Below are 19,932 nucleotides of genomic sequence, written 5' to 3'. Positions count from 1 at the left end.
TGTTCCTTGCGCTCGGCCGGCTCAGAAAGTGGGCACGGGCAGATCGCGCACGCGCGCTTCCCCGCCGACGGCGTCGAGATAGGCCTGCTCGCCCGGCGCAATAAAGCGCGCGACGTAGTCGTCCCAACCGCCGTCTTCGGCGGCGGAGGCGTTGTAGGCCTTGAGGTGGTCCATGTCCCAGCCGTAGTCCGGGCCCATGTAGGTGGGATGCGCGCCGCAGGGCGCTTCCACCACGCCCTTCACCAGATAGCGTTCGAAGCGGTTGTAAGGCGCCTGCTCGGCGTCGAGACGCAAGTGATCGCTCACCGTCTCGGCGCTGACGAAGGTGCTGTCCGCGGCGCGCGCGAAGAGATGGTCGAAGAACACGTCGTTGCCGAAGGACAGCGTGTTGCCCAGGCGGTCTGCGGTGTTGACGTGTAGCAGCGCCGCATCCAGCTTCAGCGCCGGCATGGCGACATAGACCTCGCCATCGTCATAGGGCGAGGTCACGGTGCGCAGCTCGGGGTTGCGCGCCATGACATCGGTTGCCAGTCCGACCCGCGTCGGCAGGAAGGACATGCGCATGCCGGCGGCGCGCAGACCCCACTCGAACATGCCTTCGTCCAGTTCCATCACCTCCATCTCGCCGTTCTGCCGCGCCTTGCGGAAGTACGGCTCCAGCGGGATGGCATCCATCGTCACAAAGGGATAGATAAGGCGCTTCACCTTGCCGGCGGCGCACAGCATGCCCACGTCCGGGCCGCCATAGGCGACCACGGTGAGGTCCCGAATATCCGAGCGCAGCAGCGCGCGCACCAGCGCCATCGGCTTGCGGCGAGGTCCCCAGCCGCCGATGCCCAGCGTCATGCCGCTGCGCAGTTGCGCGATGGCGGCGTCGGCGCCCAGTGTCTTGTCTAAAGCCATGCCCGTCCTTACTGCTGGAAGCCGACCGAGAAGTCGTGGCCCCAGATGCTCACGCTTTCGGTGTGGGTGGTTTCGTGATGGGCGGGGTCGACAATCTCGCCGCCCCAGCCGAATTCGATGGCGAAATTCGACGGCGTCATCATGTAGAAGGACGTCATCTTGTCGTTGGTGTGCTGCCCCAGCGTCGCCATCAGCTTCACGTCGTACTGCTGCATTCGGTCGTGCGCACGGCCGACTTCGGTCATCGACTCGACTTCCACCATGATGTGCACGCAGCCGGCCGGGTTCGGCATCTCGGCCAGGGCGAGGCTGTGGTGCCGTCCGTTGATGCAGTGCAGGAAGTGGATGCGCATGCCGGGCGAGCCATCCGGCGGCTCGAACTTGAATTCGTCCGAGGCGCCGAAACCCAGGGTGTCGACAAAGAGCGCACGTGTTTCATCAAAGGGCAGCGCCGGCAGTACCGTATGGCCCATGCCGTAGATGCCCGTCTTGAAGCCCGGCACGCCGCAGGGCGACACAAACGGCGCCGCGCCTCCGGTATAGCCGTAGCTCAGCTCGTGCTGGTTACCGGCCGGGTCCGTGAACAGCGCAATGTCCGCCACACGACGCGCCTGCTTCAGCGCGTCGTCGCCCGGCGTCACCGTCACACCAGCGCCGGTCAGCGCCTCTTTGGCACCTTCAAAGGCGGCGGCATCTTCCACCTGCCAACCCGACGCGAGGTAGCGATCCGCTTCCCCGCTACGGACGGACATGCGAAAGTCCCGCTCGTCCATCTTGATGGCCAACCCATCGCCATCGTCCAACGCCTGCATGCCCAGCACCTGCTCGGCATAGCTGCGCCACCGCTCGAGATCCGTGGTTTCGGCCACGATGTACGCAAGTTGTGAGATCTGCGCCATAGGACGTCACACCCCTTTTTGGAGACCGGGTCATTATCAAAATCCCCTGTCCCAACAGCGTCGTCCGTTGGGGTGAGTCCAGACCGAAGTGCCAGTGGCACTTCGCAGCTGGACTCACCGCCAAGGCCATGGATGGCCTTGGCCGGGTCACTTGGTGAGACATGGATGTCGAACCTAGTGACTGCCGACAAGCTCGCAAGGTGCAGCTAATAGCAACGCGGTGAGACGAGCAAAATTGCTCCAAGTCGGAACCGGCTCGCCGAGCGCAAGTCGCAATCCGACTCACCGCCGGAGCCAAGGATGGCCCCGGCTGGGTCACTTAGTATGGCCCGGACGGCCGAGCTTAGTGACTGCCGATAAGCTCGCAGAAAGTCCCTATTGGCTAGCTGCCACAAAAAGCGAGAAGGGCGCAGTCGGGACCGAAGTGCCAGTGGCACTTCGCAGCTGGGTCATTCCTCATGCATTTTCGCGATGGCGCTACACCCTCGCTTCGGGCACCTTTCGCGTTCAGAAAGAAAGGAGACTGCATAGATGCCGAAGGCCCCGTTCGCGCTGCACGCGCTGCCCGCCCTCACCGCCCTCATCCTGGTTGCTTGTAGTGACAGTGGGAGCGGTCCGTCGGAGGACAGCTCCGCTGCGGCCAACCCCTACCCCGGCTACAGCAGCGAGATTTATTCCGGCACAGAGAACTGGCTGTGCCATCCGGAGCAAGCCGAGGAGGACGATGTCTGCGCGGCGGACCTGCGCACCACGGCCGTGGCGAAGGACGGGCAGGCCTCCGAATTGGGCTTTGCCGCCGCACAGGAAGCGCCCTTCGACTGCTTCTATGTCTACCCCACCACGAGCACGGACCCAGGCACGAACTCGGACCTGAATCCGGGGCCGCAGGAGCGCGAGACGACGGCTGCCCAGTTCGCACGCTACGGGGAGGTCTGCCGCACCTTTGCGCCGGTCTATCGTCAGCTCACGTTGACGCGGCTGGCGGGTGCGGTGGTGACCAGCTTCCTGCCGGGTGAGCTGGATGCATTGGGGATTCCGCAGGAGGCGTTGGAGACCGCCTATGGTGATGTGCTCGATGCCTTCCGCGAGTACGTTGCCAACAACAGCGAGGGCCGCGGCTTTCTGCTGGTGGGGCACTCGCAGGGCTCCGGGCTGTTACGCCGGCTGGTGGCCGAGGAAATCGAGCCCAACGACGCGTTGCACGAACGCCTCATCGGCGCCCATCTGCTGGGTACGTCGGTGGCGGTGCCACGCGGCAAGGACGTCGGCGGCGCCTTCCAGCGCACACCGGCCTGCCGCGACGCGGAGCAGTTCGGCTGCGTGGTGAGCTACGCGAGCTACCGCGAGGGCGACCCGCAGCTCGACGACCCGCGCTTTGGCACGACTCCGGACCCGGACACCGTGGCCCTGTGCAACCACCCAGCGGCCCTGGCTGGGGGCGAGGCGGATCTGGCCATGCGCATTCCTTTCCGTCTGCCGCCCGTCTATCAGGCGCTACTGATTCCGCGCGGCAGTGGCGGGCCTTATCAGAGCCGCCTAGAGAACGCGGCCATCGATACGCCCTATTACGCAGTGCCGGGACAGATCCGCGGCGAATGCGTGCTGGACGCCAACGACACCAGTTATCTCGAGGTGCGCATCGACCCCGAGCCCGAAGGCCCGCGTGCCGACAACTATCCCGGCGAATTCCTCGGCGGTACCGGCTGGGGTCTGCATCTGGCGGATGTGTCGCTTGCGCAGCAGGATCTGGTCGACCTCGCCGGCCGTCAGGGCAATGCCTGGCGCAACCGGCAGTTAGGGACGGCCCCGCAACTGCGGGGTGAACACATGTGAAGGCACTGCACAGCCGGGGTCCAGCCGCCCGGCAAGGTCGTCGGCTGCTGGCCTGGGTGTTGATCGCATCCCGACCGGACGCTGGAACGGGCCCCGACTTTGGCGGCCCATAGCGCCCAAGGCTCAGACCGCGTCACGCATCCTGAAGGCCATACAGCGTCACCACGCAGGCACTACCCGTGCCGATATTGTGCTGCAGTGCGAAACGCGCGCCTTCCACCTGCCGGGCTCCGCTTTGGCCACGCAACTGCTCGACCAGCTCCGTGCACTGCGCCAATCCTGTGGCACCGAGAGGATGGCCCTTGGAGAGCAGCCCGCCGGAGGGGTTGGTGACGACCTTGCCGCCGTAGGTATTGTCGCCATCCCGAACAAAGGCCTCGGCCTCGCCTTCGGGCGCAAAGCCCAGCGCTTCATAGGTGATCAGCTCATTCGCGGTGAAGCAGTCATGCAGTTCACAGACGTCGACGTCGTCCGCCCCCACACCGGCCTGCTCATAGACGCGCTGTGCCGCTTCGCGCGAAAGCTCGAAACCGACCGCGCGGATCATGGACTGCGATGCAAAGGTGGAGGCGGTGTCCGTGGTGAGTGCCTGGCCGAGAATGCGTACACGGCTATCGATACCGTGCCGCTTGGCGAAGGACGGGCTCACGACGATCGCGGCAGCGCCGCCGCAAGTGGGCGGACAGCACTGCAACCGTGTCAGGTACTTGTAGACGACCGGCGAGGCGAGAATTTCCTCCACGCTCAGCGGCACGCGGAAGATCGCCTTGTCATTGTGCTCTGCATGCTTGCGCGCCTTGGCGGCAATCATCGCAAAGGTTTCCGGCCGGGTCCCGTACTTCTGCGCGTGTTCGTAGCCTGCCCCGCCGAAGAGGTGCGGCGCCATGAAGGCGTCCGGATCGGGTTGCAATTCCTGCGCCATGTCGATGAATGGGCCCAAGGGGTTCGGGCGGTCGACGAAGACGCTGCCCAGCGCGCCCGGCATCATCTGCTCGAAGCCCAGCGCCAACGCGCAGTCGACGACACCGCTTTCCACCGCCTGGCGCGCCAGGAACAGGGCGCTGGAACCGGATGAGCAGTTGTTGTTGACGTTGATGACTGGAATACCAGTCTGACCCACGCGGTAGAGCGCGCGCTGCCCGCAGGTGCTGTCGCCATAGACGTAACCCGCATACGCCTGCTGGATCAAGTCGTAATCGATACCGGCGTCCTTGAGCGCCAGGCTCACGGCTTCGGCGCCCATGACGTCATAGGTCGCGCTTTGACCGGGCTTGCGGAAAGGGATCATGCCGACACCGGCCACCACTACGGAACGACTCATCGATAGGCCTCCTGAAGGTTATAGGCACCGCGTAGGCGGGGCAGTCGCAAACCCTAATCGGCATCGGCGCCCCACGCCCCGCTCTTTCGAATAGGGTGCTTGCTGCTGGTGCAGCTCGGCGGCCTGTATGTGCGATTGCGCTTTGCCATTGGCCCGTCTCGGTCTACATTGCAGACAGCGCAGTGGCCCTTGACGGCGCGAAAGCCGCCCATCACGGAAGGCGACCGCACCCCACCCCATTCTTTCGGGTGGGGTCTATGGCGGGGCACGCAGTGACACTGCGGTTCTTGCGCTTGCAGGCATCAAACAACTATAGAGGAGACCACCATGCCGAAGACGGCACGCCACTGGTATTTCAACCAACGGCCCAAGGGGGAGATGGACGATCAAACCCTGGCCCTGCGCGAAGAGGCACTGCCTGCCCTGCAGGACAACGAATTCCTGGTACGCAGCATCTATCTCTCGATGGATGCGACGCACCGCCTGTGGATCGGCGATCTCGATCTGTACATGGAACCCATCCCCGTCGGCGAGCGGATGAAGGGATTCCTCATTGGCGAGGTCATGGAGTCCAGGCACGACGGGTACCAGGCGGGGGATCTGGTGACCGGGCTCGGGAGCTGGTCCGACTACATCATTGACGACGGCAGCGCCTTCCAGAAGATGCCGCCGATTCCGGGGCTGTCGATTGCCGATGCCTTCGGGATTCTTACCGTGGCCGGCCCCACCGCCCTCGTGGGATTGATGGAAATCGGAGACCCGAAGCCGGGAGATACCGTGGTGGTCAGCGCCGCGGCCGGTGCCGTGGGTATGCTGGTCGGGCAGATCGCCAAGATTCACGGATGCCGCACCATTGGCATCGCCGGCGGTGCCGAGAAGTGCGAGCGCCTCAAGTCGCTCTTCGGCTACGACGAGGTGGTGGACTACAAAAAAGGGGATGTGGTCGGCCAGCTCCGCACACTCGCGCCGGACGGCATCGATGTGCTGTTCGAAAACGTCGGCGGCGACATCCTGGACGCCGGCCTCACCGTCATGAAGGATTTCGGCCGCGTCGTCATCTGCGGACTGATCTCCAGCTACAACGCCGACGGCCCTGTTCCGGGGCCTTATATGTTCCGCAACGTCATCATGCGCCGGCTCACCATCCGGGGCTTCGTGATTCTCGACTACCTTGATCGCTATCCCGAATTCCAGGCCAAGCTGGCGGACTGGATGCGCGAAGGCCGACTCAACTACCGCCTGCATGTGGTCGAGGGACTGGAGAACGCGGTCGATGCGCTTCAACTCCTCTACCACGGTGGCAACCACGGCAAGGTCATGGTGAAGATCGGTGCAGAGCCGGCCGCGCACTGAGCGGGCGGCAGGGCCGATGCCTTCCTCCTCACGCATGCGCGGCGCTATGCTGAAGCAGGCCCCTGGCAAGGACGACGATCCAGCAAAGCGTATGTCCGAAGCGGTTGACTCGCCGACCGGTGCCGCAGGCGAAAGCAGCCCGCAGGCACCCACCACCGTTACGCGCACGGCCGCACTGGAGCGGCTGAAGACCAGCCCACGCACGCCGCTGGTGTTGGTCCAGGGCCCGGCCGGCTTCGGCAAGACCACGCTACTGCGGCAATACAGTCGCTATCGCGCTTCCCGGGGCGACCGCATCGCGTGGATGCGCATGGACGCCCGCTCTGCCGACCCCGCCCAGTTCCTGCGGCTGCTCTGTGACGCGGCGGACGGCTTTGACGAACGTCACCGGAAGCACCAGGCCGAATCCGAGGCCCGCCCCCGCACGCTTCAGGACTTCTATCGCGCACTCGACCGCCTGCGGGGCGGCGGACTGATCGTGATCGATAACTTCGAGCAGGCCTTCACGGCGGACCTCGAAGGGGTCTTCCTGCAGGTGGTGCGCAATCTGCCGCCGGGGGTGCAGTTGTGCATCGGATCGCGCGTCCTGCCCTCGGATCATCTCGCCAGTCTGCGCATGCGCGGCGAAATGATTGTGGTGGACGAACACGACTTGCGTTTCGATCGTGAGGAATGCGGTGAATTCCTGCGCGAGTTTCCGGGGCTTTCCGCCGCAGACATCACTGACCTGCATCAGCGCACGGATGGCTGGCCGGCCGCCTTGCAGTGCATCCGCCTGTGTTTGCAGCGCGGGCGCGAGCACCGCGGATTGGCCTATGCCGGAAAGGGCATCACGCAGGACCTCATCAGCTTCCTAGCCGCCGAGGTGTTCAGTCACCTGACGGAAGACCTGCAGTCCACGCTCTTTCTGCTGTGTGTGCCGGAGAAGCTGAATAGCGAACTGGTGTCCTTCATCACGGGCGATGGCGACAGCCAGGCATTGATTGACGAAATCGAGCGCGCCGGGCTGTTTCTGAGCCAGGTCGACCTGGAAGGCCACTGGTACCGCTTTCACAACCTGTTCCGCCGCTTTCTGCTGACACGCATGCGCCAGCAAACCGAACCGGAAGCGCTGCGTCTGCAGCAGCAAAGGATCGGGGACTGGTACGCGGCGCACGGCTATCGCGAAGAAGCGGTTCAGCACTGGATCGAGGCCGGCAACGTCACCCTCGCCGCCGCGATGATGGATGAGGTCTGCGAGCAGTTGGTTGCCGAGGAACGCCTGGGCTTGATCGAGCAGTATGTCGATCATCTGCCGGTCGAATTGGTGCTGGAATACGAGCGCCTGGCCAATGCGGCGATCATCGCCTACGGCTTCCGCCGCGCCTTTGACAAGGCACACCGTCTGATTGCGGCGCGCACAGAGAAGCTGGCCGGCAGCGACGACCAGCACGCGATGGGGGTTCTCAACTGCATGCGCCTCTTTGTGCTGGTGGCACAGGACCGCATCGAGGAGCTGGGTCCGGCCGCCCAGGAGGCGAGCCAGCAGCTGAGCTCGGAGGACGGCTTCCACTTTGGCGTCACACTCAATGCACGCGCGATGTGGCTAGTCGGACGCGGCGATTTCGAGGCCGCGCGCGGGCTCCTGCTGCGGGCCCGCCCGCTCCATGATCGGGACGGCTCGCTCTTCGGCCAGGCCTATCAGGAGGCCGTGTTCAGCATGTCGCTGAGCGCCGAGGGGCGCATCCACGAGGCAGCTCAGGGCCTGGCGGCGGCGCTGCGACGCACCGAGGAGGAATCCTGCGGCAGCTTGAGCGCGGGCTCGGTGCTGGCGGTGTATCTGGCCGATGCCCAATATGAGCAGAACCGCATCGAGGACGCGCGCACCCTGCTCACCGACTACGGCGCACTGGCCGAGCAACAGGCCATCGTCGACCCGCTGGCCACGCTCTTTCTGACACGGGCCCGCATTGCCTTCTTCCGCGGCGACACGGCCGAAACCGAGGCAATACTCGACCGCGCCTTGTACATCGGCTACCGGCACGACTTTGCCCGCCTGGTTGCCTGTGCCACCGCCGAGCGCGTACGGCAGGCCACCTTGTCGGGCGATCTCGAACTCGCGGCGCGTCTGCTGCGCGACCTGGACGTTGACCACTTCGATGGCAGCGCCGACCTGCTCTTCCATGCCGGTGAGAACGAGCTGCACACCATTTGCTGGGCGCGCTACCTCATCCACATCGGGCGCACCACGGAGGCCCGCCGCGTACTGCAGGCCGAAATCCGCCGTGCCCACGGTCAGCGGCGACGACGGCGCGAACTCAAGCTGACGCTGCTGCTGGCCATGGCCAACCACGCAGAGGGCCGCGGCAACTGCGCAAGGCGCAACCTGCTCGAAGCCCTGGAACTGTGCCCACCGGGAAACTTTGTCCGCAGCTTCCTCGACGAGGGCAGCATGGTCCGGCAGGTGCTGAAAGAGGTGCGGCGGTCATTGGAGCAGGTGCCGGTACTGGGCCACCAGGATGGGCTGACCGGCTACCTGGATCACCTGCTGTCCGAGGCCGGCGAGCGCGCCGGCCCCGCGCTGGAATCCCCGGTGGAGGAAAGCGGCGGCATGTCCGCGCAACTCGCTGCGGGGCTGACCGAAAAGGAACGCAATTTGCTGCGCTATGTCGCCCTCGGTCTATCCAACAAGGATCTTGCAGAGCGGCTGTCGGTCTCCACCAACACAGTGAAATGGCATCTGCGCAATATCTTCGAAAAGCTGCAGATCAGCAATCGCGTGCAAGCCGTCGTCGTGGCACGCAATCTGGGCATGATCGACTGACTTCGCCGCACCCCGTCATATCAATTCTTTAGGGTGGGGACGCCCCCCCTTCGCTGCCCTACCGTCCTCAGACCGCATTCTGAGGAGACGACGATGGGGAAACTCATCAATATTGATAACGGCGGCACCTTGACCGACATCTGCGTGATGGACGGCGCACAGGTGTACAGAACCAAAACCCTGACCACCCCTTTCGATCTGTCCAAGTGTTTCTTTGAGGGACTGGTCAAGGTGTCCGCGCAGATCTATGGGGCGTCGGACGTGGTCTCGCTGCTCGCCAGCACAGATCACATCCGCTATTCGACCACGCAGGGCACCAACGCCCTGGTCGAGCGCAAAGGCCCGCGCCTGGGTCTGGTTGTATCCGGCACGCTGGGTGCGGCGGATTTTCAGTCGACCCCCGAATACGCCAAGCTGTTCCGCGACATGGTGGATGCGCGCGTCGCGCTACTGGATGCCAGCGTCGACGCCAAGGACCTGGAGCCACGGCTTGTCGACGCCGTCAACCAACTGGCATCGGCGGGGGCCAATCGCATCGTCGTCGCGCACGGCGGTCCGGACCACCTGAACGCCGAGAGCACGATCAAGAGCATCTTGCTGCGCAAGTTCCCGCAGCACTTGCTGGGTGCCCTGCCCATCCTCTACTCCCACGAAATGGTGCGCGACAACGACGACGTGCGGCGCGCCTGGACGGCGCTGTTCAACGCCTTCCTGCATCCGGCCATGGAGCGCTTCCTCTACAACGCCGAGCACAAGCTGCGGGCCAACAAGGCGCAGAACCCCTTGCTGATCTTCCGCAACGATGGCCATTCGGGACGTGTTGCCAAGACCATCGCCCTGCGCACCTACAGCTCCGGCCCCCGCGGTGGCATGGAAGGAACCCGGGCGCTTGCCGAACATTTGGGACTGAAGCATCTGGTGTCCATCGATATCGGTGGCACAACCACGGATATCGGTGAGGTTCGCGACAACTGCGTCACCGAGGACGTGCATGGACGGGTCGAAGGCGTGGAGGTCTCCTTCCCGCTGTGCAACATGGTCAGCGTCGGTGTGGGCGGTTCTTCGATCATCCGTTCGCAGGCGGACGCCATCCAGGTCGGCCCCGAGAGCGTGGGCAGTGCCCCCGGCCCGGCCTGCTTCGGTCTGGGCGGGACACAGGCGACGATCACGGACGCCTTCCTGCTGGCTGGCCTGCTCGACCCCGCTTCCTATTTCGGCGGGGAGCTCAAGATCGACAGCGACCGTGCACGCAAGGCCGTCGAGACCCATGTCGCCACGCCCCTGGGCATCGACACGGATAAGGCGGTGGCGAGAATGGAAGCGGCCTGGGTGGAGAAGGTCGCGGAGGGGATTCGTGCCTTCACGACCGTCTCGCCGGACACCACCCTGGCGGCCTTTGGCGGTGCCGGCCCCTTCGTTGTGTGCAAGGTGGCCGAGGCGGTGGGCGTCTCCAAGGTGCTGATTCCCGGATTGGCCGCCGTGTTCTCCGCTTTCGGTCTCGGCTTCTCCGATATTTCCCATGTCTACGAGACGCCCGCCGATGGCGATACCGATCTCGAATCGGCACGCGCGGACCTCATGAAGCGCGCCGAGCGCGGGATGTATGCCGAGGGCTTCGCCCTCTCCGAATGCGACCTGGATTGGCGCGTACGTGTCACCGGACCCACGCGCGATGAATCCACACCCGACATCGGCACGCTGCCCGAGGCAGGCCCCGGTGAAAGCGTGAGCTTGCAGCTTCGGGCCACGCGCGCCATCGCCAAGCCGGACCTCCGCGGACAGTTCACCGGTGCACGGGTGTCGCCGGTACAGCACGGCGAACGCCGTGTGGCGACGGATGGCGCGATGGCGGACCTTCCGCTCTATCGCGTCGAGGACCAGCCCGCGGGCGCGTCGGCAAGCGGCCCGGCGGTGCTGGAAGAAGCCTTCTTTACCTGCCGAATCGATGCGGGCTGGTCCTTCGAGATCAGCGATGCGGGCGATGTCCTGCTGTCGCGTCAATAAACCGTGCAAGGGAGCCCGAACATGAAAGTACTGATTACCGAAAACCTGCGCATCGACCTGGATTCGGAGCGCTGGGAGTGCCGCGCCTGTGGCGGCGAACTGTTTGACGCGCGTGACAACTACAAGCGCGGTCTGCTGGTGTACGACCGCGACCCGCGGGAGATCCACAAGCCGCTGCTCGACCCCGAGCGTTACGAATACACCTATGCGCCCAACCCCGCCTGGTGCCGCATCCTGGAGTACTACTGCCCGCACTGCGGCAGCATGATCGAGACCGAGTATCTGCCGCCGGGCCACCCTCCGGTGCGGGATATCGAGCTGGATCTCGACGTGCTCAAGGAACAGTGGCGCGACCGCGAGGAAGTCAAGGTCGCACCTGTCGGCAGCGAACCGCCGCGCCCCGCCGCCCACGGCGGGCAGCCCGTGGCCCAGTATCCCGCCGCGGAGGGCCGCTCATGAAGCGCGTATCCGTGGATATCGGTGGCACCTTCACCGACTGCTTCGTGGCCTGGGATTCGCACTGCATCGAGTCGAAGGCGCTGACCACACATCAGAACCTGGCGCTGGGCTTCAACGAGGCCCTGACCAACGCCTGCGGCGACCTCGGCATCAGCGAACGCGAACTGCTGTCGCAGGTCGATTCGGTGCGCTACGCCACCACCCTGGGCACCAACGCCCTGATCGAACGCAAGGGGCCACGCCTGGGCCTGCTGACCACGGCGGGCTTCAAGTCCTCGGTGCCCCTGACGCGCGCCAAGGGTTACGCCACCGGCCTGCCCCACAAGCAGCAGATGGATGTGCCCAACGCGCAGCGACCGGACCCGATTGTTCCGATCCCGATGATTCAGGAGGTACGCGAGCGCGTCGATTACGCCGGTTCCGTGGTCATGCCACTGGACGAGGACAGTCTGCGCGAGAGCCTGCGCATCCTGGTCGACAAGGGTGCGGAAGCCGTCGTGGTGGTGCTGGCCAACTCGGTGGTCAACCCCGTGCACGAGCTGCGCATCCGCGAAATCTTCCTGGAGGAGTACCCCGGGCACCTGCTCGGCGCCATCCCGATGCTGCTGTCGCACCAGGTGGCGGGCCGCAAGGGGGAATACGTGCGCGCCATGTCGACCATCATCGACGGCTTCCTGCATCAGGTGATGTACCACGGGCTGGGAACGCTGGAGCTGAACCTGCGCAACGCGGGCTATGAGAAGCCGATGCTGTGCAATCACAACTCGGGCGGCATGGCCCAGTTGAACTCCACGGACGCGCTGCAGACCGTGCACTCCGGGCCGGTGTCCGGCATTGCCGCCAGCGAGCATCTCGCCACCCAGACCGGGCTCGGCAACATTGTTGCCACCGACATGGGCGGTACCAGCTTCGACATCGGCATCGTGGTGGAAGGCGGGGTCAAGCACTACGACTTCAATCCGGTGATCGAACGCTGGATGGTCAGTGTGCCGATGGTGCATCTCGTCACACTGGGTGCCGGCGGCGGCTCCATCTGCAGCTACGACCGGATGTTCAAGACCGTGCAGGTAGGCCCCGAGTCGGCAGGCTCGGACCCGGGACCGGCCTGTTACGACCGTGGCGGCCTCAAGCCGACGGTGACCGACGCCGACCTGATGCTGGGCTACCTCGATCCGGGGCACTACGCCGGCGGATTCATCAAGCTCAATCCGCGGCGTTCGAAGCAGGCGATCGAGGAGCATCTGGCCGATGACCTGGATTTGCCGGTGGTGGAAGTGGCGAAGCTGATCAAGTCCACCGTCGACGCCAACATGGCCAACGGCATCGCGCGCGAGCTGCGCACCCGCGGCTACGAGCCCGAGAACTTCACCACACTGGCCTACGGCGGCAACGGCCCGCTGCATGCCTGCGGCATCGCCAAGGCACTGGGGGTGAAAACCATCCTGGCGCCGCCCTTCGCCTCGGTCTTCTCCGCCTGCGGCGCGGGCAATATGAGCCAGCTGCACATCCACGAGATGAGCACCTGGACCGTGCTCTTTGACGCCAACCGCCAGGTCTTCTTCAGCGACTACGACTTCTTCAACGGGATCGTCGAGCAATTGGAGGCCCGCGGGCGCGAAGACCTCGTGCGACAGGGCTTCACGCCGGATCAGATCGGCTTCCGCCTGGAGCTCGACATGCGCTATGGCAACCAGCGCGTGGAAACCGCGGTGGTGACCGATCTCAACCGCATCACCGGTCCGGAAGACGTCATCAGACTGATCGAGCAGTTCTTCGCCCGCTATGGCGAACGCTTCGGCGAAGGCAGCCAGACACCAGAGGCCGGCGTGCGTATCAACACCATTCGCGTCTGCGCCTATGTCGAACACCCCGGCATCCAGTTCACCGGCATCCGGCCGGTGGGCCCGGGGCTGCCGCCGCCCGCGCCCGTGACCACGCGCGACTGCCACTTTGTCGGCGTCGACGGCGCCCTCGCCACACCGATCTATGACGACGCGGCGCTGACCGCGGGCACCGAAATCGACGGGCCGGCCATCGTCGTCACCCGCGCCACCACCTATCTGGTGGAGCCAGGCTGGCGCTTCCGTGCGGCGGAGCAGAAAGCGGTCTGGTTCACCGCCATCGACAGCATCCCAGCAACCACCCGGAGCCTCTCATGAACTATCCGCAGATGACGCCTGAACAGCAGGAACTGCTCGACCGCTTTCTGCAGAACAACAAGATGTTCTATGCGCCCGACCCGGCGATCATGGAAAACCACAAGATCGAAGCACGCACCGACATCGAGGAGCAGCTTCTGTCCGGTGCGGTGGACCCGCACAAGATCAACGAGGTGCGCGGGCTGGTGGTGGCGGCATTGGACGAATCGCACACCATGATCGAGCAGATGGGGGCAGCACCCGGCGCCAAGTGGGGGGACATGACCACCGCCATCTTCACCGCCTCCGGCGACCTGTCGCTGATTGCACCGCACGGGGTCGGCGGCTTTGCCGCCGCCGTGTTCTACCCGATCAAGTTCATCAACAAGTACTGGGCGGACGAACCCACGGTCGGCGTGCGCGAGGGGGATGCCTTCATCCACAACGACGCCCGCTATGGCGGCATTCACAACACCGACCAGTCGATGATGATGCCGGTGTTCTGGGAAGGGCGTCTGGTCTGCTGGATTTCCGCCACCATCCACGAGGGCGAAAACGGTTCCTGCGAACCCGGCGGCATGCCAGCGGCGGCCGAAAGCAAGTACGACGAAGGGCTGAAGATGCCGCCCTTCCGCTGCGCCGAGAACTTCGAGCTCAAGCGCGACATCGTCACCTTCCTGCAGAACTCGGTGCGCGATCCGAAGCTGCAGCTGGAAGACATGAAGGTGCGGCTGCACTCGGTGATCCGCCTGCGCGAGCGCATCATGCGCGTACTGGAAGACCACGGCCCCGAGGCGCTGATCGTCATGCTGCGCAAGCAGCTGGAGGACGTGGCGGATGAAGTCCGCCGGCGCATTCAGGAGCTGCCGGACGGCGTCACCCGCACGGTCTCCTTCGCGGACTCGACCCTGCGCGAAAGCGCCCTGCTCAAGCTCAACATGGCGGTCACAGTGAAGGGCGACCGCATCACGGTGGACATGCGCGGGTCGTCACCGGAGCTGATCAACCGCTCGATCAACGCCTGTCAGGCCTCCTTCAAGACCATGCTGTTCTGCGGCTTCATGATGAATGTCTGGCCGGACCTGCCCTTCACGATGGCGGTGTTCACGCCGTTTGATTTCATCTTCGACGACAACTCCATCATCAACGGCTCCTTCGAGACGCCGCAGGCCATGAGCCTGATCCCGCTGTTCAAGACCATGACCATCGCCTCCATCCCGATGGCCAAGTTCAACTACAGCCTGCCGCACCGCTACACGGCGATGGTCGCCCCCCAATACGACCAGCCCGCCACGCTGATCTATGGCGGCATGACGCAGCACGCCGAGTTCGTCGGCAACTTCTGCGCCGACATCAACGGTATGGGCCAGGGCGGACGCAGCCACCGGGATGGTGAGCATTCCGTGTCGCCGCCCTTCTCTGCCTGCTGCGACCTCGGCGAGATCGAGCTGATGGAGGAGGATCTGCCACTGGTCCGCCTCGGTGCCTTCACGCTGGCCAAGGATCGGGTCGGCTTCGGCAAGCAGCGCTCCGGCCTCGGCTACGAGCAGATCCACAGCTTCCGGGGATCCGATCTGTGGGGCTACATGACGGGGTGTTCGGGGTCGCTGTTCCCTTCCGCACAACCCCTGTTCGGCGGCTACGCCTCGCCCACCTACCCGCTGTGCAAGGTCAAGGGAATCGACATTTTCGAGGAGCTCGCCGAGCGTCCCGAGAACATCCGCTTCGACATTCTCGACATCATGAACAACCAGCCGGTGGAGGCGGCGCAGTACTCGACGCATCCCATGGCCATGACCTTCGAGCTGGCCGCACCGGGCGAGCTCTACATGATGTGCCAGGGGGCCGGCGGCGGCTACGGCGACGTCCTGCAACGCGACCCGGCCGCGGTGATGCGGGACCTCGAAGAATCCTTGATCAGCGACGACACCGCGCGCGACATCTTCAAGGTGGTCTACGACCCCGCCTCCCGTCTGGTGGACGTCGAGGCCACCCAAAAGCTGCGCAACGAGGAACGGCGTGCGCGCATCGCCCGCGGCAAGCCCTACGACGCCTTCGTCGCCGACTGGTGCACCGACGAGCCGCCCGCGGACTTGCCCTACATGGGCTGCTGGGGGCCGGATGTCAGCACCGTCTACGGCGTGATGCTGGGAGAGCGCGTCAAGATGGACGGCAAGGCGCTCCAGAGCCAGTTCATGCTCAATCCCAAGGATGTCCGCATCGCCGAACTGGAAGCGGAAGTGGCTCGGCTGCAATCCGCATGAGCGGCCTCGTGACGACCTTGCAGGCAAGCGATACGCCGCTGCTCTGGCTGGACGATGCGGCCTATACCGAACGGCTGCTGGCCAACGGACACACTCCCTGGCTGGACAGTGGCGAGTACGTGGCCTACCGGCGCAAGGTGCAGGGCCTGCTTGCGGCGGATGTCCGGGCGGTGCCTCTGACGGACTTCCTGCGGGCATGGGCGAAGTCCCACGAAGCGCTGGTAAGCAGCATGGCGGCCAAGAGCCGCCCGGTGTTTCCGGCACGGACCCTGCTGGCGGACGAGGCCTTGCGCGCGCATCTGGTGGAGACGCTGGCGGGGCTGCGCAGCGCCTTCGCCGATGCGCCGCTGGTACTGGCGCTGCCCTCGCCATACGCGATGGTGCGCTTAGCCTGGCAGCTCGCATTTGGCGAGGACGCCGAGGTCGAGGTGGGTGGCGATGAAGCCGACAGCTGCGCCGTCTATATGGCCGAATTCCTGCGCTCTTTCGAATCCGTCGGGCTTGACGCGCTGTTGCTTGAGGAAGCCACAGGCGCTGGACCGGTGACGGCGGAGCGACTGGATTGGTACCAGCCGGTGCTGAATGTGGCCAGACACTATCGCTGGGATATCGGCATTCAGCTACCCGCGGGCGTCGATGCCGAGGACGGGCTATCCGCCCTGTCCTTTGTCGTTGGCGCGCAGGCGCGGGAGGGCGCCCTGCACGTGGTGCGCGTATCGGAGCGCTTTTGGGAAACCGGCACGCTGGAGAACGCCCGCGACGGACAGCACCGCTTTGCGACGGTACCGCCGGATGGCGTACCCGAAACCGTGCTGGAGCGCCTGTCTGCGCTTCGCGGCAACTAGGCGGAGGAGAACACGATGGCAGTGACAGAAGGGCAATGGCTCTGGTCCCCCCGGCCCGAGTACGCCGCGCGCGCGCAATTGACGCAGTTCATGGACTGGCTTCGCGAGACACGCGGGATGGCGTTCGACGACTATGAGGCGCTACGGCAGTGGTCGGTCGACGATGCCGATGGATTCTGGGCGGCGCTGTGGGATTACTTCGACGTGCAGGCCGATGGCAGCCCCACGCCAGTGCGCGAGGGCGACACCATGCTCGGTACGCGCTGGTTCACCGGCGCGCGCGTGAACTACGCCGAGCACCTGCTTCGCTATGAGGCAAGCGCGGCCGAGGGCGAAACCGCGATCTACCACCAGACCGAGAACCGCGCGCTGGACCGGATGAGCTGGCAGGAACTGGGGCAGCAGGTCCGCATGCTTGCCACGCGTCTGCGCGCGATGGGCATACGCCCGGGCGACCGGGTGGTGTCCTACATGCCCAATGTGCCGGAAACCACCGTGGCCATGATCGCCTCCATCGCGGTGGGGGCCGTCTGGTCCTCCACGGCGCCGGAATTCGGCATCCGTACGGTGATCGACCGACTGTCGCAGATCGAGCCCACCCTGATCTTCGTGGCCGACGGCTACCGCTTTGGCGGGAAGGACTACGACCGCAGCGAGGAAGTGCGGCAGATTGTCGCGGGTCTGCCCACGCTGAAGCAGATGATCTGGCTGCCCTACCTGCATCCCGAGCGCACGACGCCACCCGTACCGGAGGCCGTCGCCTGGGCCGACGCGCTCTCCGGCCCTGCCGTGTCTCGCGAAGCCTTTGCCTTCGAACGCGTCGGCGATCAGCACCCGCTTTGGGTGATGTTTTCGTCCGGCACCACCGGCCTGCCCAAGGCGATCACGCACAACCATGTAGGGCAGCTCATCGAGCACCTCAAGCTCAGCGCCTTCCACTTCAACCTCGCGCCCGGGCAGGTGATGTTCTTCCACAGCACCACGGGCTGGGCGATGTATCAGTTGCTGGTGTCGTCGCTGCTGCGCGGTGCCGCCATCGTCCAGTACGACGGCAGCCCGGTGCATCCGGGGTTGGATTTTCTGTGGTCGCTGGCAGCACGCACCAAGGCGACCAATTTCGGTGCCAGCCCCACCTTCGTTCAGATGATGGAGAAGGCCAGTCTGCGCCCGCGCGAACAGTTCGACCTGTCCGCGCTGGAGGCGGTGCTGGTTGCAGGCGCGCCGAGCACGCCGGAAACCTTCCAGTGGTTCTACGACAACGTGAAGGAGGATTTGTGGGTGACCTCCCAATCGGGCGGCACCGAAGTAGGCAGCGCCTTCGTGGGCGCCTCGCCGACGCTGCCGGTGTACGCCGGGGAGATCCAGTGCCGCTGCCTGGGCATGGACATCCAGTCCTGGAGTGACGACGGCAAGCCGCTGATCGACGAAGTCGGCGAGCTGGTCTGCACGCAGCCCTTCCCGTCCATGCCCATCTTCTTCTGGGGCGATACCGATGGCCAGCGCTACCGCGAGGCCTACTTCGAGCAGTTTCCTGGGGTATGGCGACACGGCGACTTCATCAAGATCAACGCGCGTGGCGGCTGCTACATCTACGGGCGAAGCGATTCCACGCTCAACCGCTTCGGTGTGCGCATCGGGGCAGCGGAGGTTTACCGCACGGTGGAGCAGATCGACGCCGTGGCCGACAGCATCGCCGTGTGCTGCGAACTCGAGGGCGGCAACTTCTTCATGCCGCTGTTCGTGCAGCTGCGACCGGAGCTGGAGTTGGACGCGGCGCTGATCGACACCATCAACGCCAAGCTCCGCTCGGATTGCAGCCCGCGCCATGTGCCCGACCAGATCTACGCCGTGCCCAAGATCCCCTACACCCTCACCGGCAAGAAGATGGAGGTACCCGTACGCAAACTGCTGATGGGCTGGCCGGCGGACAAAGTGGCCAGCCGCGACGCCATGATGAATCCGGACAGCCTTGACTGGTTCATCGATTTTGCCGCGACGTCGGGCGCCCGTAAGGCGGCCTCTTCGTCATGACCCCTTCCACGTTGCAGCGGAATCCGCTGGCGCGTTTGACCGAAGTCGGCCGCCAGCAGCGGCTGCCTCCTGTGCCGACCACGCTCGTCTGCGGCTTCCTTGGGGCCGGCAAGACGACCTTGCTCAATAGCCTGTTGGCGCAAAGCAAGGGCCAGCGCATTGCGGTTCTGGTCAACGACTTTGGGGCGCTCAATATCGATGCGCGGCTGATCGTGAAGGTCGAAGGCCAGACGGTGGAGCTGGCCGATGGCTGCATCTGCTGCTCGATCCGCGACGATCTCATCGCCGGGGTGGAGACCGTACTGAACACGAGCCCGCGCCCGGAGCAGCTTCTGATCGAAACCAGCGGCATCTCCGACCCCGGCAATATCCTGTGCTCGCTCGGCCAGGCAGAGCTACGTCGCGATCTCTATGTGGAGAACGTGGTCACGGTCGTGGACGCATTGCATGCGCTCGATAGTCGCGACGCGGAGTATCGCGAGCTGTTCGAGCGTCAGCTCTGCAACGCCTACATGGCCGTGATCAACCGGGTGGAGATGGCCGCCCCCGAGCAAAGGACGGCGGTACGCGAATGGATCGACCGACTCGCACCCGGCATCGCCATAGTGGAAGCCGAGGAAGGGGCGGTCGCGACGGAAGTCATACTGGGTGAATCGCGCTTGGGGCAGTCCCAGTTCCGACCGGTCCCGACGGCCTCCTCACGGGCGCACCCCTTTGCCAGCATGGTATGGAGCACTGAACGGCCGATCCGACGCACGGCCTTCGTGGAGACCCTCGCCGCGTTGAGCCATACGATCTTTCGCGCCAAGGGCTTTGTCCATTTTCAGCACTACCCACTCGCCACCCTCTTTCAGAAGGTCGGCGGACAGTCGTCCTATATCGACGCCGGCGCCTGGGGCGGTGTCACCCCGCGTACCGAGCTGGTACTGATCGGCTCAGCCTCCACCTTCGACAAGCAGGAAGTGGAGCGCATGCTGGACGCCTGCTGCGTGTAGCGCCCTGAGGCCTCCGCGGCCGTACGGTCTTGATGGCCGTACACGCGAAGGGCCGACGCGGGGCCGGCCGTTTCAACAAGGGCG

13 protein-coding genes are annotated in these 19,932 nt (G+C 65.0%); 10 read left to right on the top strand and 3 right to left on the bottom strand.

Going from position 1 to position 19,932, the window contains the following annotated elements; all coding sequences use genetic code 11:
* Window positions 1-21: 21 nt before the first annotated feature.
* Both ACOOFO_RS06710 and ACOOFO_RS06705 read right to left on the bottom strand, forming a co-directional pair.
* Window positions 22-903: a CoA transferase subunit A gene (locus tag ACOOFO_RS06710; protein ID WP_420429205.1), complete on the bottom strand. Its 882-nt coding sequence runs from the start codon at window positions 901-903 to the stop codon at window positions 22-24.
* 8 nt (window positions 904-911) lie between these two features.
* Window positions 912-1,802 (bottom strand): VOC family protein, encoded by an 891-nt coding sequence (locus ACOOFO_RS06705; RefSeq protein WP_420429203.1) that lies wholly within the window; start codon window positions 1,800-1,802, stop codon window positions 912-914.
* Between the two features lie 531 nt (window positions 1,803-2,333).
* On the opposite strand from ACOOFO_RS06705, the gene ACOOFO_RS06700 reads away from it, so the two are divergent.
* Complete coding sequence (locus ACOOFO_RS06700; protein WP_420429201.1) at window positions 2,334-3,635, top strand: DUF3089 domain-containing protein; 1,302 nt, start codon at window positions 2,334-2,336, stop codon at window positions 3,633-3,635.
* A 133-nt stretch (window positions 3,636-3,768) separates the two neighbouring features.
* Here the strand turns inward: ACOOFO_RS06700 and ACOOFO_RS06695 are convergent, their stop codons facing one another.
* Window positions 3,769-4,956, bottom strand: a complete 1,188-nt coding sequence (locus tag ACOOFO_RS06695; RefSeq protein WP_420429199.1) for a lipid-transfer protein — start codon at window positions 4,954-4,956, stop codon at window positions 3,769-3,771.
* A gap of 327 nt (window positions 4,957-5,283) precedes the next feature.
* Between ACOOFO_RS06695 and ACOOFO_RS06690 the strand changes: the two genes are divergently transcribed.
* The 9 genes from ACOOFO_RS06690 to ACOOFO_RS06650 all read left to right on the top strand — a co-directional run bounded on the left by ACOOFO_RS06690 (window position 5,284) and on the right by ACOOFO_RS06650 (window position 19,848).
* Window positions 5,284-6,309: an NADP-dependent oxidoreductase gene (locus ACOOFO_RS06690; protein ID WP_420429197.1), complete on the top strand. Its 1,026-nt coding sequence runs from the start codon at window positions 5,284-5,286 to the stop codon at window positions 6,307-6,309.
* A 91-nt stretch (window positions 6,310-6,400) separates the two neighbouring features.
* On the top strand, window positions 6,401-9,112 hold the full coding sequence (locus ACOOFO_RS06685) for a LuxR C-terminal-related transcriptional regulator (protein ID WP_420429195.1): 2,712 nt from the start codon (window positions 6,401-6,403) through the stop codon (window positions 9,110-9,112).
* A 93-nt stretch (window positions 9,113-9,205) separates the two neighbouring features.
* Complete coding sequence (locus tag ACOOFO_RS06680) at window positions 9,206-11,116, top strand: hydantoinase/oxoprolinase family protein (RefSeq protein WP_420429193.1); 1,911 nt, start codon at window positions 9,206-9,208, stop codon at window positions 11,114-11,116.
* Between the two features lie 21 nt (window positions 11,117-11,137).
* Window positions 11,138-11,575: an acetone carboxylase subunit gamma gene (locus ACOOFO_RS06675; RefSeq protein WP_420429191.1), complete on the top strand. Its 438-nt coding sequence runs from the start codon at window positions 11,138-11,140 to the stop codon at window positions 11,573-11,575.
* Window positions 11,572-13,734, top strand: coding sequence for a hydantoinase/oxoprolinase family protein (locus ACOOFO_RS06670; RefSeq protein ID WP_350215047.1), 2,163 nt, complete (start codon window positions 11,572-11,574; stop codon window positions 13,732-13,734). The genes ACOOFO_RS06675 and ACOOFO_RS06670 overlap by 4 nt, the downstream gene beginning before the upstream one ends.
* Window positions 13,731-15,977, top strand: a complete 2,247-nt coding sequence (locus ACOOFO_RS06665) for a hydantoinase B/oxoprolinase family protein (RefSeq protein WP_420429189.1) — start codon at window positions 13,731-13,733, stop codon at window positions 15,975-15,977. Before ACOOFO_RS06670 ends, ACOOFO_RS06665 begins: the two co-directional genes overlap by 4 nt.
* The gene (locus ACOOFO_RS06660; RefSeq protein ID WP_420429187.1) at window positions 15,974-16,822 is read left to right on the top strand and encodes a hypothetical protein; all 849 of its coding nucleotides are present in this window, start codon (window positions 15,974-15,976) and stop codon (window positions 16,820-16,822) included. The genes ACOOFO_RS06665 and ACOOFO_RS06660 overlap by 4 nt, the downstream gene beginning before the upstream one ends.
* A 15-nt stretch (window positions 16,823-16,837) precedes the next feature.
* The gene (locus tag ACOOFO_RS06655; protein ID WP_420429185.1) at window positions 16,838-18,853 is read left to right on the top strand and encodes an acetoacetate--CoA ligase; all 2,016 of its coding nucleotides are present in this window, start codon (window positions 16,838-16,840) and stop codon (window positions 18,851-18,853) included.
* The gene (locus ACOOFO_RS06650; protein ID WP_420429183.1) at window positions 18,850-19,848 is read left to right on the top strand and encodes a CobW family GTP-binding protein; all 999 of its coding nucleotides are present in this window, start codon (window positions 18,850-18,852) and stop codon (window positions 19,846-19,848) included. Before ACOOFO_RS06655 ends, ACOOFO_RS06650 begins: the two co-directional genes overlap by 4 nt.
* Window positions 19,849-19,932 lie beyond the last annotated feature (84 nt).

Source organism: Algiphilus sp. (assembly GCF_965216485.1).
GTDB lineage: Bacteria > Pseudomonadota > Gammaproteobacteria > Nevskiales > Nevskiaceae > Algiphilus.
Note: the sequence above shows the minus strand (reverse complement) of the source record. Positions and strands in the feature narration are given on the sequence as shown.

Excerpts from the sequence above, each read along its gene's own strand:
- ACOOFO_RS06710 (WP_420429205.1), bottom strand. The coding sequence starts at position 903 with ATGGCTTTAGACAAGACACTGGGCGCCGACGCCGCCATCGCGCAACTG.
- ACOOFO_RS06705 (WP_420429203.1), bottom strand. The coding sequence starts at position 1,802 with ATGGCGCAGATCTCACAACTTGCGTACATCGTGGCCGAAACCACGGAT.
- ACOOFO_RS06700 (WP_420429201.1), top strand. The coding sequence starts at position 2,334 with ATGCCGAAGGCCCCGTTCGCGCTGCACGCGCTGCCCGCCCTCACCGCC.
- ACOOFO_RS06695 (WP_420429199.1), bottom strand. The coding sequence starts at position 4,956 with ATGAGTCGTTCCGTAGTGGTGGCCGGTGTCGGCATGATCCCTTTCCGC.
- ACOOFO_RS06690 (WP_420429197.1), top strand. The coding sequence starts at position 5,284 with ATGCCGAAGACGGCACGCCACTGGTATTTCAACCAACGGCCCAAGGGG.
- ACOOFO_RS06685 (WP_420429195.1), top strand. The coding sequence starts at position 6,401 with ATGTCCGAAGCGGTTGACTCGCCGACCGGTGCCGCAGGCGAAAGCAGC.
- ACOOFO_RS06680 (WP_420429193.1), top strand. The coding sequence starts at position 9,206 with ATGGGGAAACTCATCAATATTGATAACGGCGGCACCTTGACCGACATC.
- ACOOFO_RS06675 (WP_420429191.1), top strand. The coding sequence starts at position 11,138 with ATGAAAGTACTGATTACCGAAAACCTGCGCATCGACCTGGATTCGGAG.
- ACOOFO_RS06670 (WP_350215047.1), top strand. The coding sequence starts at position 11,572 with ATGAAGCGCGTATCCGTGGATATCGGTGGCACCTTCACCGACTGCTTC.
- ACOOFO_RS06665 (WP_420429189.1), top strand. The coding sequence starts at position 13,731 with ATGAACTATCCGCAGATGACGCCTGAACAGCAGGAACTGCTCGACCGC.
- ACOOFO_RS06660 (WP_420429187.1), top strand. The coding sequence starts at position 15,974 with ATGAGCGGCCTCGTGACGACCTTGCAGGCAAGCGATACGCCGCTGCTC.
- ACOOFO_RS06655 (WP_420429185.1), top strand. The coding sequence starts at position 16,838 with ATGGCAGTGACAGAAGGGCAATGGCTCTGGTCCCCCCGGCCCGAGTAC.
- ACOOFO_RS06650 (WP_420429183.1), top strand. The coding sequence starts at position 18,850 with ATGACCCCTTCCACGTTGCAGCGGAATCCGCTGGCGCGTTTGACCGAA.